The following is a 15804-nucleotide window of genomic DNA, read 5'->3' as shown; positions in this document are numbered from 1 at the left end:
AAAGCGTGCGTGGCGCAATCGATCCTGCCTTCACTCACGCCTTCACTTAAGCCTCAAGCGCACGCAATGATCAAGCCTTGGGAGGGTTCGAATCCGACGGCGATTTCTTCAACCGATAAGCCAACGCCGGCCGCGTGATACCCAACAACCGCGCCGCCTCAGAGACGTTCTGATGACTGCGCTCCATCGCCGCCTGAATCAGCGCATCCTCCACCGAGTCCAGCGCGATGCCGCTGTCGATGATCGTGTCGATCCAGCCCTGTCCGCAGACAGGCGTCGATTTGACCAGCCGCCCGTCACTGGCCACGCCAATGCTTTCGGCCATTTGCGGTGAGTGGGGGAAGAGGGCGTCGACGGTGATGCTCTGGTTGTCGTCGGTGATGATCACCCCGCGCTCCATCAGGTTTTCCAGCTCGCGGATGTTGCCCGGCCAGTCGTAGTGCAGGCACACCTCCAGGGCACGGTCGGACAGGCCCAGGGTCTTTTTCTTGTAGCTGGCGTGGAGCTTTTCCAGGAAGTGTTCGATCAGCAGCGGGATGTCTTCGCGGCGATCGCGCAGGGCCGGAATCCGCACCGGGAACACGTTCAGGCGATAGAACAGGTCGGCGCGAAAACGCCCTTGCTTGACCGCGTTTTCCAAGTCTTCGTGGGTGGCGGTGATGACCCGCACATCGACCTTGCGCGTCTGCGAATCGCCGACCCGTTCCAGCTCCTGCTCCTGCAGAACCCGCAGCAATGTGGCCTGCGCCCGCGGGGTCAGTTCGACGATTTCATCGAGGAACAGCGTACCGCCGTTGGCCCGTTCGAAACGTCCCATGCGCGACTGCTGGGCGCCGGTGTAGGCGCCTTTTTCCACGCCGAACAGCTCGGCTTCGATCAGGTCCGAAGGGATCGCGGCGCAGTTCAGCGCAATGAACGGCCCGCCGGCGCGCTCGCTGCGCAGGTGCAGGCTGCGGGCGATGACTTCCTTGCCCACGCCGGTCTCGCCCAGCAGCAACACCGACGCCTTGCCCAGGGCCACCTTGTCGATCAGCGCGCAGGTGCGGCGGTAGATCGGCGACTGGCCGATGCCGTAGAACTTGCCGGCCTCGATCTGCAGGCGCTGGCGCATGTTCGCCACCTGCACCTGCAGGGCCTGCAGTTCATCGATAATCGGGTCGCTCTGGAAGTAGCGCATGATCTCTTCGGCATCGTCCCATTGCTCGGCCGGCTTGCCGATGATCCGGCACTGGGCATCGCCGCAACCCCGGCAACTGACCTCCTTGTAGATGATCTGCCGACCGAGGAAAAACGAGCTGTAGCTGATGGCGTATCCGAGCAGCATCCAGCACACCGGCTGATCGGAATGCAGGTTTTCGGTCTGGCAGTTTTCCACCTCGAAGGAGTCCTGCCATTCGATGTCGGCGTAGAACTGACCGTTCTCAAGATCGATGTCGATCTCTTGCGGGCGCACGTTGACCATGCCCTTGAGCGAGTGCAGTTGCGGGCCGGTAAAGAACATTTCGACGTCGCTGCCTTGGGGTCGCAGCTTGCGCGCCAGCTCCGCATCCTTGAGCCCCGACTGATAGCCCAGGCGCAGGAAAAAGCCCTTGGCGCGCTCGACGCCAAGCATCTCGATCAGCTCGCGGCGGAACGACGCCATCATCGACACCTGGATCAGCAGCATGCGCTGTTCGTCCAGCCAGATCTTTCCTTCGCCGCCGAGAAAGCGCACCTGATCGCTCAGATCCTTGAGCGATGGCGGCTGTTGCGAAGCCTTGTACGTGGTGATCATTCACTGCGCCCCTGTTGTAGTTTTTTGGGGGTGGAGATGCGTTCCGCTCAGGCCGTGGCGGATTTGTACGCATCCTGGCGACCAACGCATTCCTGTTACAGGGGCGTCGTCGAAGCGACCTTTTTTGCAGGCAGGCATGGTCGTTTTTCTTTTTCTAAGCGGCCTGAATCCGAGCGAAAAGTCAATCTCCGCGTCATTGATTCATTTGCTCGAAGGTGCCGAGGGCGATTGATCAAATGATCAATTCATCAGGGCCGGAGCGAGGTTCTGCAGGGGCTTGCGAGCAGCCAGTGTTCGCGGCGTATAGATAATAACTATCTGTTTTTAAACGAATAAAAAATTAATTCAGGGCCGGTTTTCACCGCTGGCACCCTTGTTGCTCCGTACCCCTCACAAGAACAAGGGAGTACCCGAGCATGAGCCAACCCGCCAGCCCATTCGATCAGATGCCGCGCTACGTCCGTGTACGCAGCGGACCTGGCGACACCTTCGTCGAATTCGATTTCGCCATCGGCTTTCCCGACCTGTTCGTCGAGCTGGTTCTGCCGCGCAAGGCGTTCGACCAGTTCTGCGAGGTCAACCAGGTGCAGCACATGGACACGCAGATGTGCGAGGCCCTGGATGCCGATGCGCGCAAGTGGCGCTACGGCGAAGGCCGCGACGCCGACTGAACCTTGCCTGAGCCAACAGCAGCCCCAACAGAACAATAACCACAGGAGTCCACTCCATGAGTGTCGAGATCAAGACGGCTACCGTCGAGACGATCCGCAACACCTTCAGTCACACCCGTCGCCGGTTTGGCGACAAGGTCGCCAGCCGTTATCAGGAAGCCAGTTTCGACCTGGAGTCGGCGACCAATTTTCACTACCGGCCGCTGTGGCAGCCCGACAAATTGCTCAACGACGCGACCCGCACCGCGGTGGTCATGGCGGACTGGTACACGGTCAGCGACCCGCGCCAGTACTACTACGGCGCCTACGTCCAGGCCCGGGCCAAGATGCAGGAAAACGCCGAGCACGATTACGCCTTCTGCGAGAAGCGCGACATGCTCGCCGGCCTGTCCGCCAGCAATATCCAGCTGATCGGCAAGCTGCTGTTGCCCCTGCGCCATGCCGAAATGGGCGCGAACATGAACAACAGCAACATCGCCGCCGACGGCTTCGGCACCAGCGTCACCCAGATGCACATGTTCCATGCCATGGACCGTCTGGGCATCGCCCAGTACCTGTCGCGCATCGGCCTGATGCTCGATGACGGCGACGTGTTGCTGCTGGCCCAGGCCAAGCAGCAGTGGATCAACGATCCGGCGTGGCAGGGCATGCGTCGCTACGTCGAGGACACCCTGGTGGTGCGCGACTGGTTCGAACTGACCGTGGCGCAGAACCTGGTCAGCGACGGCCTGGTGTACCCGCTGCTGTTCCACAAGCTCGACGAACAACTGACCGCCAACGGCGCCGGCCAGGTCGGCATGCTCACCGAGTTCATGCGCTTGTGGTTCGCCGAAAGCCAGCGCTGGGTCGATGCTCTGCTCAAGACCGTGGTCAACGAAAGCGCGGCGAACAAGGCTCTGGTACAGGGCTGGATCGATCACTGGAGCGCCCGTTCCGTCGAAGCGCTGCAACCGCTGGCCGGCCTGGGTCTCGAGGCCTCGGCGCTCGACGCCGTGTGCAGCGAATTCAGCGCTCGCCTGAAGAAAATCGGACTGACAGGAGCCCAGGCATGACTTCCCTCGTTTACATCAACCTGCAGGACACCGACTACGCCCGTTCGATCGTCGACGCGATCGTGCAGGACAACCCCCACGCCAGCGTCCAGCACCAGCCGTCGATGATCCGCATCGAAGCGCAGGACCGCCTGGACATCCGCCGCGAGACGGTGGAACAGCTCACCGGCGGCACCTGGGACATCCAGGAAATGCTGATGTACGTGATCACCCTGGGCGGCAACGTCGTGGAAGAGGACGACAGCTTTTCCCTGTACTGGAACAGCTGACCGGCAGCCCACCCGCCAGCTTCGATCCATAACAAAAATTCGGGAGCGCCATCATGGCCGTGAAAAAACGCCTCAATGCCAAAGAAAAATACCGCTGCATGACCCGTGACCTGGACTGGGAGCCGAGCTACCAGACCCACGAGGCCATCTACCCTCACGAACGTTTCGAGGGCATCAAGATCACTGACTGGGACAAGTGGGAAGACCCGTTCCGCCTGACCATGGACACCTACTGGAAATACCAGGCCGAGAAAGAGAAAAAACTCTACGCGATCTTCGATGCGTTCTCCCAGAACAACGGCCACACCACGCTCTCGGACGCCCGTTATGTCAACGCGCTGAAGCTGTTCCTGTCCGGCGTGACGCCACTCGAGTACCAGGCCTATCAGGGTTTTGCCCGGGTCGGCCGGCAGTTCAGCGGTGCCGGTGCGCGGGTCGCCTGCCAGATGCAGGCCATTGACGAACTGCGTCATGTGCAGACCCAGATCCACGCCATGAGCCACTACAACAAGCACTTCAACGGCCTGCATGATTTCGCCCACATGCACGACCGCGTGTGGTTCCTCTCGGTGCCCAAGTCGTTCTTCGAGGATGCGCGCACCGCCGGCCCGTTCGAATTCCTCACGGCGATCTCGTTCTCCTTCGAATACGTGCTGACCAACCTGCTGTTCGTGCCGTTCATGTCGGGCGCCGCGTTCAACGGCGACATGGCCACCGTGACCTTCGGTTTCTCGGCGCAGTCCGACGAAGCCCGGCACATGACCCTGGGCCTTGAAGTGATCAAGTTCCTGCTCGAACAGCACGAAGACAACGTGCCGATCATCCAGCGCTGGATCGACAAGTGGTTCTGGCGCGGCTACCGCCTGCTGACGCTGGTGGGGATGATGATGGACTACATGCTGCCCAACAAAGTCATGTCCTGGTCCGAAGCCTGGGGCGTGTACTTCGAAGAGGCCGGCGGCGCGCTGTTCAAGGACCTGGAGCGCTACGGCATCCGTCCGCCCAAGCACGTCGAAGAGGCCAACATCGGCAAGGATCACATCAGCCATCAGGCCTGGTCGATCTTCTACCAGTACAGCCAAGCGACGAACTTCCACACCTGGATTCCCACCGACGAGGAACTGGACTGGCTGTCGTCCAAATACCCGGACACCTTCGACAAGATCTACCGCCCACGCTACGAGCACTGGCGGGCGCTGCAGGAGAAGGGCGAGCGCTTCTACAACCCGACCCTGCCGATGCTCTGCCAGATCTGCCAGATCCCGCTCTCGTTCGGCGAGCCGGATGATCCGACCACCCTCAGTCATCGCAGCGCGACGCACGAGGGCGAGCGTTATCACTTCTGCTCCCAGGGCTGCTGCGACATCTTCGAGTACGAGCCGACCAAGTACATCCAGGCCTGGCTGCCGGTGCACCAGATCCTGCAGGGCAACTGCGGTGGCGGCGACGTCGAGTCGGTGGTGCGCGACTACTACAACATCAACCCCGGCCAGGACAACTTCGAGTACCTGGGCTCCACCGAGCACTCACGCTGGCAGGACTGGCACCCCAACGTCCGCAACCCGGACCTGAAAAAAGCCGGCTGACCCAGACACCGCAATCCCCTTTGTGGGAGCGAGCCTGCTCGCTATAAGGCCCCTGACACACCGCCATCGCCCGCAGCTCGCTCCACCGTGCAACCCACAAGAATAAGGACACAACCATGCCCGTGACCGCCATCGGCGCCTACAACGCCCAACCCCTGGACCACCAGGCGAATTTCCATGGCCTGCAACTGGTGTACCTCTGCTGGGAAAAACACCTGATGTTCTGCGCCCCCTTCACCTTTCCACTGCCGCCGGACATGCCCTTCGGCGCCTTCATCGAGCAGGTGGTCAAGCCCTCGATCGCCAGCCACCCGGAAGCGTCGCGGGTCGATTTCAGTCAGGCGCAGTGGCGCCTGAACGATCAACCCTTCAGCCCCGACAACAACGCCAGCCTGATCGCCAACGGCATCGATCACAAAAGCCTGCTGCACCTGAACACACCTGGCTTGAACGGCATTGCCGGCAGCTTCAACTGAGGACAGGGTCATGAGCTACCAAGTAACCATCGAACCCACTGGCGAGCAGATCGAAGTGGAAGAAGGGCAGACCATTCTCCAGGCCGCGTTGCGCCAGGGCGTCTGGCTGCCGTTTGCCTGCGGCCATGGCACCTGCGCCACTTGCAAGGTCCAGGTGCTGGAAGGGGAAGCGGACCTGGGCGCGGCGTCGTCCTTCGCGCTGATGGACATGGAGCGTGACGAAGGCAAGGTGTTGGCATGCTGCGCGATCCCCCAGAGCGACATGGTGATCGAGGCCGACATCGATGCCGATCCGGATTTCCTCGGTCATCCGGTCGAGGACTACCGCGCGACGGTCAGTGCGCTGGTGGACCTGTCGCCGACCATCAAGGGCGTACACCTCAAGCTCGACCGGCCGATGGCTTTCCAGGCGGGGCAGTACATCAACCTGCAATTGCCCGGCATCGAGGGCACGCGCGCCTTCTCCCTGGCCAACCCGCCGAGCCGTGCCGACGAGGTCGAACTGCATGTGCGCAAGGTCGACGGCGGGCTGGCGACCGGCATGATTCATGATGAATTGAAGGTCGGCGATACGGTGGATCTGTCGGGACCCTACGGGCAGTTCTTCGTCCGCGGCTCGCAGAGCGGCGACCTGATTTTCATCGCCGGCGGCTCGGGCTTGTCCAGCCCACAGTCGATGATTCTCGATTTGCTGGAGGCGGGTGACAGCCGGCAGATCGTGCTGTTCCAGGGCGCGCGCAATCGTGCCGAGTTGTACAACAGCGAGCTGTTCGAGGCGCTGGCCCGGGATCACGCCAACTTCACCTATGTCCCGGCGCTCAGCCAGGCGGTGGAGGATCGCGAATGGACCGGCTTCAAGGGCTATGTGCATGACGCGGCCAAGCAGCATTTCGACGGCCGTTTCAGCAGTCGCAAGGCGTACCTGTGCGGGCCGCCGGTGATGATCGACTCGGCGATTACCTGCCTGATGCAGGGTCGTCTGTTCGAACGCGACATCTTCATGGAGCGCTTCTACAGCGCGGCGGATGGAGGCGAGTCGACCCAGCGTTCCGCGTTGTTCAAACGTATCTGATTTACCCCTGAAACCTGCCTTCTCGACCCGTGACGAGAGGGCAGGGCGTGCCCGACCGATAACAACAATAAAGGTTGAACTGCATGACTTGCACTACGAAAAGACTGATCGTGACCGCAGCATTGACCGCCTTGCCGCTGGTGGCTCACGCCACTGAAGGCGGAGGGACTTCCTACCCGTTGGGGGCGGAAAACTACATGTCCGGCGCGATGCCGCCGCCGGGTTTCTACGGGCAACTGTTCGTCAATCACTACGAAGCCGACAACCTGCGCGGCAACGATGGCAAGAAACTTGCGGTGGACTTTCGCGTGCGGGCGAACGCCATCACACCACGGCTGATATGGGTCAGTGACTACACGCTGTTCGGCGCGAGCGTGGCGCTGCATGCGATCGTGCCGCTGGTGGATCTGAAGGTTGAATTGAATGGCCAGTCGCAAAGCAAGCAAGGGCTGGGCGACATCATCTTCGGGCCGGCGCTGGGGTTTCATCACAGCGAGAAATTCCACAGCATCCTCGCCCTGGACATGATCGCACCCACCGGTCGTTATGACCGAGGGGATCTGGCCAACATCGGGCGCAACTACTGGGTGATCGAACCGGTCTACGCCATGTCCTACGTCGACCCCAACGGGCTGAACCTCGACGCCAAGATCATGTACGACTTCAACCGCGAAAACCCCGCCACCGATTACCGATCGGGCCAGGAGTTTCATGTCGACTACGCGGTGGGTTGGGGCCTGGGCAATGGCTGGGTGCTGGGTGTGGGCGGCTACTACTACCGCCAGACCACCGACGACCGGCAGAACGGCGAGACGATCAAGGACAACAAAGGGCGCTCCCTGGCGATCGGTCCTTCGATCAAATACACCAGCAAATCGGGATGGTTCGTCACCGGCAAATGGGAACAGGAAACCCAAGTGCGCAACCGGGCGCAGGGGAATGCCTACTGGATGAAACTGACCGTGCCGTTTTGACCGAACCCACTATATCCACCAACCCCCCTAGGAGCTGCCGAAGGCTGCGATCTTTTGATCTTGCCTTGAAAAGATCGCAGCCTCGTTTCACTCGACAGCTCCTACAAGTATTGGCAGCGAGCACAGATTTTGTGATCGACACAAAACCAATGTGTGGGCTTGCTTACTTGGCTGACAACGGCGGCGTACGCGGTGGAATCTGGCGCTTGCTGCCGGTGGATTCGAACGCGGCCGCAAAACGCAGCAACGACGAATCATCATAGGCACGACCGGCAAAGGTCAGGCCCACCGGCATGCCGATGTCCGGCATCACACCCATGGGCACGGTCACCGTCGGTACGCCCAGGTGGCGGATGGCGAGGTTGCCGTTGGCCACCCAGATCCCGTTGCTCCAGGCGATATCAGCCGATGCCGGATTGACGTCCGCATCCGCCGGGCCCACGTCGGCCACCGTCGGGAACAGCACCGCATCCAGACCCAGGCGATCCATCCAGTCCTCAAGGTCCATCTTGCGGGTCTGCTCCAGCCCACGCAGGCCATCAGGCACGGTACTGATCTGATCCCACGGCGTAATCCCGCGCTCGGCCATCTTCACGTATTCATCCATCCCCGCCACCAGATCACCCTCGCGGTTCGGCAGGGTGCCGGGTTCGTGCGGGAATATCTGCGGACCATCGACATCCACCAGACGATTGAGCTTCGGGTCGCCGTTGGCCTGCAGGAAATCATCGAACGCCCACGCCGTCAGATCCCACAACTCATGGTGCAGGAACTCCTTGGAGACGATCCCGCGATTGAACACCGTCGGCGCTCCCGGACGATCGCCTTCGCAATTCGAAACCAGCGGGAAATCCACCTCGATCACTTCGGCGCCCGCGGTTTCCAGCGCCTGGCGCGCCAGCTGCCACAGCTCGACCACCGAATGACGGGTGTTGATGCGCTGGCCGGTCGGGCCACCAATGCCCGGCGCTTCGCTGGTGCCGGCTTCAGCGTCGGCATTGATGTACATGCGAGGAATGCCGAAACGCTTGCCCGCCAGCGAGTCGGCCTTTGCCGCCAGCTCAAGGTAAGAAGCAGGGCGCACCGAAGCGACGCTCGGAATCGGCACCCACGGCTGCAGACGCCACAGGTCGCCGCGTTTGTCCGGATCTTCGGCCACCACCACATCGAGCACTTCGAGCAGGTCGGCCATGGTCCGGGCGAAAGGCACAACCACGTCCATGGTCGGCGTCAGCGGCCAGTTGCCGCGCACCGAAATCACCCCGCGCGAAGGCGTGTAGGCGCACAGACCGTTGTTCGACGCCGGGCCGCGACCGCTGGACCAGGTCTCCTCGGCCAGACCGAACGCCGCAAAGCTGGCGGCAGTTGCCGTACCGGCACCGTTGGACGAACCGGACGCGAAAGGGGCGGTGAGGTAGTCAGCGTTGTACGGGCTCTCGGCGCGACCATAGACCCCGCGCTGCATGCCGCCATTGGCCATTGGCGGCATGTTGGTCTTGCCCAGGCAGATCGCCCCGCCGGCTCGCAGACGCTCGACGGTGAAGGCATCGCGGTAAGCAACCAGGTCCTTGAAGGCCGGGCTGCCGGATGCCGCGGTCAGGCCCTTGACCAGGTAACTGTCCTTGGCGGTGTAGGGAATGCCGTCGAGCGGGCCGAGGGTCTGACCCTTGGCGCGACGCTCGTCCGAGGCCTGCGCTTCCTTGAGCGCATCGGGGTTGCGCACCACCATGGCGTTGAGCGCGGTCGGCGTCTGGGGACCATCAAAGGCGTCGATGCGGGCGAGGTAGGCCTGCACCAGTTCGACCGCCGTGGTCTGGCCGGATTCGAGCGCGGCGCGCAGTTGAGCAATGGAAACTTCGGTGACTTCGATCATACGGTTACCACCGGCAGCGAAAGGGGAAGGCGATAAAGGATTGCCTCGAGGGAGATCTGGAGCACAGGAACATCACTTTTCTGAAGGGTATTTTTATAGTGTTACGGGATGCACAGCCTTACGCGACGCAGGCCGGATTTCAACTGTAGCGTCGCATTTTGCCCCAAGTGCAAAACAAGTCGTTTAACAAGTCGCTGTTTTCAAAGAAAAAAATTTACCCGAAGGGGCTTCACAGACGAAACAAATGTTGGTAAATTTCCGCGCATTCCGAAACACACCCTTAAACAGGTCGTGTAGCAGGGATTGAATGCCAGGCATTCATTGCAACATTCGCAGGGGCGTCGCCAAGCGGTAAGGCAGCAGGTTTTGATCCTGCCATGCGTTGGTTCGAATCCAGCCGCCCCTGCCATATTCGCCGTATCAAAAACGCCAGTTCCGCAAGGAGCTGGCGTTTTTTTATGGTTGCTCTAAACCCTTCCAGATCCATCCGGACACGGATATTGGCCATTTCGATCCCCTTTTGGCCTGACTCACGCTGTGAACCGACTCACCTGTCAGCAAGAATCGAGGCCACAACCAGAGACCTTGATCTTCTTTGCCCTTGGCCGTTGTTGCGGCCACTGCCGTCTACAAAACAGAAAAAAACCAACGAGCTGACATTGGGGAACTGATCCATGGACACCATGAAACGCATCCTGGGCGCCACAGTTTGCGGGCTGTCGCTGCTGGCCAGCGCCGTTCACGCCGAACAGCGCGAGTTGAGGGTCTACAACTGGGCGGACTACATGCTGCCCGCCGTGCCCAAGAAATTTGCCGACGACACCGGCATCAAGGTCACCTGGGACACCTTCGACACCAACGAATCCCTGGAAGCCAAGCTGCTGACCGGCAACTCCGGCTACGACCTGGTGGTGCCGTCGAACCAGTTCATCGAAACCCAGATCAAGGCCGGCGTGTTCCAGAAACTCGACAAGTCCAAGCTGCCCAACTGGCAGCACCAGGACCCGGCGCTGCTCAAGCTGCTCGACGCCAATGACCCGGGCAACCAGTACGGCGTTCCCTACATGTACGGCACCGTGCTGATCGGCTTCAACCCGGCCAAGGTCAAGGCGGCGCTGGGCGAGAACGCGCCGGTGGACAGTTGGGACCTGGTGTTCAAGCCCGAGAACATGGCAAAGCTCAAGTCCTGCGGCGTAGCGATGCTCGACTCGCCATCGGAAATCCTCCCCCTGGCCCTGCATTACCTGAAGCTGGACCCCAACAGCCAGAACCCGGCTGACTACGAAAAAGCCAAGGCGCTGATGCTCAAGATTCGCCCTTACGTGACCTACTTCAACTCCGCCAAGTACATGACCGACATCGCCAACGGCGACATCTGCGTGGCCATCGGTTACTCCGGCAGCTTCTATCAGTTCGGTAACCGCGCCAAGGAAGCGGGCAACGGCGTGGTGGTCGACTGGCGCCTGCCGAAGGAGGGCGCGCCGATCTGGTTCGACACCTTCGCCATCCCGAAAAGCGCGAAGAACGTCGAGGAGGCCCACGAATTCCTCAACACTTTGCTCGAACCGAAAGTCATCGCCCCGATCAGCGATTTCCTCGGCTATCCGAACGTGAACAAGGATTCGCTGCCGATGATCAACAAGGAAATCACCGGCAACCCCAACCTGACCCCAACGCCCCAGGCCCTGGCGACGCTGTACGTGGTGCAGCCATTGCCGCAGAAGCTGGAGCGGGTGCGCACGCGAGTGTGGACGGCCATCAAGTCCGACAAATAACCCCGGCATAGACCCAACCCCCTGTGGGAGCGGGCTTGCTCGCGAAGAGGGAGTATCAGTCGACATTAACGTTGGCTGATACACCGCATTCGCGAGCAAGCCCGCTCCCACAATTTGATCGGCGATGCACCATCAACCTTCGTTCAGGCGCAGCAACTCCCTCTGCACAAAATCGGCAAACACCTTGATCCGAATCGGCGTTAACGCGCCAAAGGCATGCAGCGAATGCATCGCCAGCGCCGGCAGTTTTTCCTTTGGCAATACTTGCACCAGATCCTCGCTATCCAGATCCCGCTGCACCGTGCATTTCATCAGGTAGGCGATGCCCATGCCTTCCAATGCCGCGGTCCGCAACCCAAACCCCGAATCAAGCCCGATACGCCCACGCGGCACCACCGTTTCCCCATTGGCGAACACGATGGGCAAGGTCCGACCATTCAGCTGGTAACGCACGAAGGGCAGGGCGCGAAGCTCCTCGATGGACGTCGGGTGACCTGATCGCTCGAGAAACCCGGGGGAGGCCACCAGCGCCATTTCCAGCTGGGCCAGCGTGCGGCTTTTGAGGTCGCTGTCGGCGAGGCTGCCGACGCGGAAGATCAGGTCGTAACCCTCGCGAATCACCTCGACATGGTGGTCGAGCAGCGTCAGGTCCAGCTCCACCTCCGGGTGATCGGCGAGGAACACCGAATGAATCCGCGGCATCAGCAATCGCCCGAGTTCGCTGGGCATGCTCACCCGCAGATGACCACGGGCGCCGCCGGTGTGGCGCAGGGCGTCGGCGGAATCGTCGATGGCTTGCAACAGCGGCGCGACCCGCTCGAAAAATGCCTGGCCCTCGGGCGTCAGGCTGAGCATGCGCGTGGAGCGGCGGAACAGTTTGGCATTGAGCTCCGACTCCAGCCGGGCGACGCTTTTCGAAATGGCCGAGGGCGTGGTCCCGGCGTTGCGCGCGGCGGCGCTGAACGAGCCGGCTTCGACCGCGCGGACGAAGGCAATCAGGCTGGCCGACTGGTTCAACAGGCTCGACATGGTGTGACTCCAGGGCACAACTGATGTGCCGTTCGCTGGACTGGTGGGCATTGGGACGGGCGACATAATACTGCGCTCCTTCAACAAGCGGAGTCAGCAGATGCAACGTCTTCAAGGAAAGGTCGCGGTGATCACCGGCGGCAACAGCGGTATTGGCCTGGCCTCGGCCTGCCTGTTCGCCAAAGAGGGTGCGCAGGTGATCATCACCGCCCGCCGTCAGGAGATTCTGTACGAGGCCGTTCGCCAGATCGGCCATGGCGCCATCGGCATCAAGGGCGATGTCGCCAGTCTTGAGCACCACACCGAAGTGGCCGAACAGGTACGCCAGCGGTTCGGTGGCCTGGATATCTACATGGCCAACGCCGGGGTCATCACCCTGACGCCTTCGCAGCAGGTCACGCCCGAAGAATTCGATGCGCAATTCAACATCAATACACGCGGGGTGTTTTTCGGCGTGCAGTCGATCACGCCTGTGCTGCGCGACGGGGCGAGCATCATTCTGACCAGCTCCCTGGCCGCGACCAAAGTGCTCGACGGGCACGCGGTGTACGCCGGTTCCAAAGCCGCCATCGCCGCCTTTGCGCGCAACTGGGCGCTGGAACTGCGTGCGCGCAGGATTCGTGTGAACGTGCTGAGCCCGGGTCCGGTGGATACGGCGATCATTGGCAAATTGGGGGTTTCAGAGGAACAGCGTCCGGGGTTCATGCAGATGATGGCAGACATGATCCCGGCGGGGCGTTTGGGCGAGGCGGATGAGCTGGCGCGGGCGGCGCTGTATCTGGCGTCCAGCGACAGTTCGTTCGTCAATGGCATCGAATTGAATGTGGACGGGGGCATGTCGCTGGTCTGAGCGATGCATTTTTTGGGGGCATATCCATTTCTGCGGTAACGGCCGCTTAGGGTTCCGCCCTTACGGCGGCTAACCCGGCATCCATGCCGAGTTGCCCACTGCGCAGAACCTGCGCTCGGACTTCCGACGGGGCACCTCAAAATCAAAAGCGAGGCGGCCTACCGGCCGGCCTGATCGCGATTGGTCCGTGTAGGAGCTGCCGAAGGCTGCGATCTTTTGATCCTGTTTTCCAAAATCAAAAGATCGCAGCCTCGTTTCACTCGACAGCTCCTACAGGCATTCGGTGTTTGTGTTCACCACGGACCCTGTAGGAGCGAGCACGCTTGCGATGGTCGTCAACGATGACACTGGCTGCCTGACGCCCCGCGGTGTCTGGTCTTCCATCGCGAGCTCGGCTCCTACAGGTCCAGGGGCACCGCGTCAGAAACTGCAAACCGCATCGGAAAACACCACCCGCCCAAACTGCGCATTCGCATCCAGCGGAGTGATGGCCAGTAGTTGATCCAGACGGATCTCCTGTTGGCCGTCAGCGGATTCGAGCAACAAAAACTCCTCCTTGCTGCTCGCCGTCCGCGTGGTGAGCGCCTTCGCCTCCAGGCACGAGCCATCGTGCAGCTCGACATTCAGCCGGTAACCGCGCATGCAGGCGATCTCCAGATAGTCGTACAGGTCGCAATTCATGGGCTGATAAGTGTTCATACGTTACTCCCGACAACCTTGCAGTTTGAGAATGAAGTAACCCTGCCGGGCGATGGCCTCGGCCACTTGCGGGTTGGATGGCTCGACGTGACAGAACTGGCAGCGGTCCTGGGCAACATCTTCTTCCTGAACGCCCTGTTCATCAAGAAACCGGCGCGCATAGGTCTTCGCCAGGTCCGGATCGTTCTCCTCGATCAGCACATCGAAGTGCAAGTAACGGCCGTCTTTGGTGCGCACGTGGGTATCGAAGACCTTGATGCTCATCATTTGCTCTCCTTCAGTTTCCAGGTGCCCGGCAACGAAAGGTCGCCCGAAGCAATGTCGTAGACGCTGCTGACGCACAGCAACGGATTGTGCAGATCGGCGTTGACCTTCAGGGCCGCGGTCACGCCGTCGTAGTTGAAGCTTTCGGGAAAGCCGACCGCCGCCAACGGCACCCGGATCTTCGCCGCGTTTTTCTCGACGCTCAGGTCATAGCCGGGGGAGTCGATGTAGATCGGCGCGCCGGGCCAGGTCGCCGGCAGCTTCGGCTTGGCGTCCTTGGGGATGTCACGCACTTTCAACCCGCCAGGCCCGCAGCTCTCGTCCTTGGTCAACACCACCCAGTGCGAGTGCCACAGACCGCCATCGTTGTCCTTCTTGCCGTCTTTGTTTTCATCCAGCTGCGGGGTGTCGTCGAAGTCCGGGTGCGAGGTCAGCGCGAGCGCGAGAATGCCCGACTTCGCCTCAAAGCCGACCGCGGAGCTGTCCAGGCTGGTCGGCCAGACATAGCTGTACACCTCGGCACCGGCAAACGAGCCTTTGGCGCTCGGCACGCGGCTGCCGGCCTTGCCGTCGACCAGTTGCTCGAACACCAGATCGTTGCCGTCCTTGAAGACCCGGGTGTTAACCAGATCGAAGGCGGCGTCGGCCTTGCCTTTGGCGCTGCTGATGCCTTGCGCGTCGTGGGCCCAGGCCGGTGCGACCAACAGGGTGCCGAGGGTCAATGCCAGTGTGGTTTTCATGATGCGTCTCCCGTGGGTGATTATGTTTCGAATCGATACCAATAGCCTACGGCAAGTCGATCCTTTGTCAATATGGTATTTATTCGATACTATTTATTGACTTCATCTATCAGGAATCACCCCCGTGTTGTTTGATCTGCTGGAAAGGCTCTCGAGCCTCACTCGCGTCTGGTATCGCGAACACCCGATGCTCACCGACCTGCAGCCGATTCAGCTGAGCGCGCTGATGTACCTGGGCCGCTGCAATCGCTACTCCGACACGCCGCTGGCGGTCACCGAATACCTGGGGCTGACCAAAGGCACCGTCTCGCAATCGCTCAAGGCCCTGGAAGGCAAGGGGTTGCTGGTCAAGCAGCCGGACGACAAAGACAAGCGCAGCGTGCATCTGAAACTGACCCAACCGGCGCAGGCGCTGCTGAATGCGGTCATCCCACCCGATTTTCTGGTTGCCGCCACACATCGCATGGGGGCGGATGCGCGCGTGTTGGAGGATCTGCTGCTCCAGCTGCTCAGAGATGTTCAGCGCGGTGAGGACGTGCCGGGTTTCGGTCTGTGTCGCACGTGCCGTTTTCATCAGAACGTGGAAGGAAGGGCGTTTTGCGGGTTGACCCAGGAACCCCTGGAGCAGAGAGAAGTTGAGTTGATTTGCCGGGAGCATCAATTACCGGAACACGCATGAGTTGTTCCTGCTGCGCCCTTA

At 61.1% G+C, this 15804-nt stretch carries 16 protein-coding genes and 1 tRNA gene; 11 read left to right on the top strand and 6 right to left on the bottom strand.

Features of this window, described 5'->3' with window-relative positions; translation table 11 throughout:
• Positions 1-70: 70 nt before the first annotated feature.
• Positions 71-1774 carry a sigma-54-dependent Fis family transcriptional regulator gene (locus tag HNO86_RS23380; protein WP_175379291.1) on the bottom strand — a complete coding sequence of 568 codons (1704 nt, stop codon included), beginning with the start codon at positions 1772-1774 and terminating at the stop codon, positions 71-73.
• 416 nt (positions 1775-2190) lie between these two features.
• On the opposite strand from HNO86_RS23380, the gene HNO86_RS23375 reads away from it, so the two are divergent.
• The 7 genes from HNO86_RS23375 to HNO86_RS23345 all read left to right on the top strand — a co-directional run bounded on the left by HNO86_RS23375 (position 2191) and on the right by HNO86_RS23345 (position 7874).
• On the top strand, positions 2191-2445 hold the full coding sequence (locus HNO86_RS23375; RefSeq protein WP_175379290.1) for a phenol hydroxylase subunit: 255 nt from the start codon (positions 2191-2193) through the stop codon (positions 2443-2445).
• Positions 2446-2501: 56 nt separating this feature from the next.
• Complete coding sequence (locus HNO86_RS23370) at positions 2502-3497, top strand: aromatic/alkene monooxygenase hydroxylase subunit beta (protein ID WP_175379289.1); 996 nt, start codon at positions 2502-2504, stop codon at positions 3495-3497.
• Positions 3494-3766 (top strand): MmoB/DmpM family protein, encoded by a 273-nt coding sequence (locus tag HNO86_RS23365; protein ID WP_175379288.1) that lies wholly within the window; start codon positions 3494-3496, stop codon positions 3764-3766. Before HNO86_RS23370 ends, HNO86_RS23365 begins: the two co-directional genes overlap by 4 nt.
• A gap of 53 nt (positions 3767-3819) precedes the next feature.
• On the top strand, positions 3820-5352 hold the full coding sequence (locus HNO86_RS23360) for an aromatic/alkene/methane monooxygenase hydroxylase/oxygenase subunit alpha (RefSeq protein WP_175379287.1): 1533 nt from the start codon (positions 3820-3822) through the stop codon (positions 5350-5352).
• A 116-nt stretch (positions 5353-5468) separates the two neighbouring features.
• Complete coding sequence (locus HNO86_RS23355) at positions 5469-5828, top strand: phenol hydroxylase subunit P4 (protein WP_175379286.1); 360 nt, start codon at positions 5469-5471, stop codon at positions 5826-5828.
• A 10-nt stretch (positions 5829-5838) separates the two neighbouring features.
• Positions 5839-6900 (top strand): NADH:ubiquinone reductase (Na(+)-transporting) subunit F, encoded by a 1062-nt coding sequence (locus tag HNO86_RS23350; protein WP_175379285.1) that lies wholly within the window; start codon positions 5839-5841, stop codon positions 6898-6900.
• An 83-nt stretch (positions 6901-6983) separates the two neighbouring features.
• Complete coding sequence (locus HNO86_RS23345) at positions 6984-7874, top strand: transporter (protein ID WP_175379284.1); 891 nt, start codon at positions 6984-6986, stop codon at positions 7872-7874.
• A gap of 163 nt (positions 7875-8037) precedes the next feature.
• Here the strand turns inward: HNO86_RS23345 and HNO86_RS23340 are convergent, their stop codons facing one another.
• Positions 8038-9747 carry an amidase gene (locus HNO86_RS23340; protein WP_175379283.1) on the bottom strand — a complete coding sequence of 570 codons (1710 nt, stop codon included), beginning with the start codon at positions 9745-9747 and terminating at the stop codon, positions 8038-8040.
• Between the two features lie 334 nt (positions 9748-10081).
• On the opposite strand from HNO86_RS23340, the gene HNO86_RS23335 reads away from it, so the two are divergent.
• Positions 10082-10156, top strand: a tRNA-Gln gene (locus tag HNO86_RS23335).
• A gap of 265 nt (positions 10157-10421) precedes the next feature.
• Positions 10422-11522: a polyamine ABC transporter substrate-binding protein gene (locus HNO86_RS23330; RefSeq protein WP_175379282.1), complete on the top strand. Its 1101-nt coding sequence runs from the start codon at positions 10422-10424 to the stop codon at positions 11520-11522.
• Between the two features lie 132 nt (positions 11523-11654).
• Here the strand turns inward: HNO86_RS23330 and HNO86_RS23325 are convergent, their stop codons facing one another.
• Positions 11655-12551 (bottom strand): LysR family transcriptional regulator, encoded by an 897-nt coding sequence (locus tag HNO86_RS23325; protein ID WP_175379281.1) that lies wholly within the window; start codon positions 12549-12551, stop codon positions 11655-11657.
• A gap of 100 nt (positions 12552-12651) precedes the next feature.
• Here HNO86_RS23325 and HNO86_RS23320 point away from each other — a divergent pair, with 100 nt between their 5' ends.
• A complete protein-coding gene (locus HNO86_RS23320) occupies positions 12652-13401 on the top strand; it encodes an SDR family oxidoreductase (protein ID WP_175379280.1) in 750 nt (249 codons plus the stop codon).
• A gap of 420 nt (positions 13402-13821) precedes the next feature.
• Here HNO86_RS23320 and HNO86_RS23315 read toward each other — a convergent pair whose 3' ends face one another.
• The 3 genes from HNO86_RS23315 to HNO86_RS23305 are packed head-to-tail and all read right to left on the bottom strand — an operon-like array spanning position 13822 to position 15104.
• Positions 13822-14100, bottom strand: a complete 279-nt coding sequence (locus HNO86_RS23315) for a Rho-binding antiterminator (RefSeq protein WP_175379279.1) — start codon at positions 14098-14100, stop codon at positions 13822-13824.
• A gap of 3 nt (positions 14101-14103) precedes the next feature.
• Positions 14104-14364, bottom strand: coding sequence for a DUF2024 family protein (locus tag HNO86_RS23310; protein WP_175379278.1), 261 nt, complete (start codon positions 14362-14364; stop codon positions 14104-14106).
• Complete coding sequence (locus HNO86_RS23305) at positions 14364-15104, bottom strand: hypothetical protein (RefSeq protein ID WP_175379277.1); 741 nt, start codon at positions 15102-15104, stop codon at positions 14364-14366. The genes HNO86_RS23310 and HNO86_RS23305 overlap by 1 nt, the downstream gene beginning before the upstream one ends.
• A 124-nt stretch (positions 15105-15228) precedes the next feature.
• On the opposite strand from HNO86_RS23305, the gene HNO86_RS23300 reads away from it, so the two are divergent.
• Positions 15229-15783: a MarR family winged helix-turn-helix transcriptional regulator gene (locus HNO86_RS23300; RefSeq protein WP_372242554.1), complete on the top strand. Its 555-nt coding sequence runs from the start codon at positions 15229-15231 to the stop codon at positions 15781-15783.
• Positions 15784-15804 lie beyond the last annotated feature (21 nt).

Origin of the sequence: Pseudomonas sp. C1C7, from assembly GCF_013359595.1 — a bacterium.
Taxonomy (GTDB): Bacteria; Pseudomonadota; Gammaproteobacteria; order Pseudomonadales; family Pseudomonadaceae; genus Aquipseudomonas.
The sequence above is the reverse complement of the archived record's forward strand: the minus strand, read 5'-3'. Positions and strand labels throughout refer to the sequence as shown.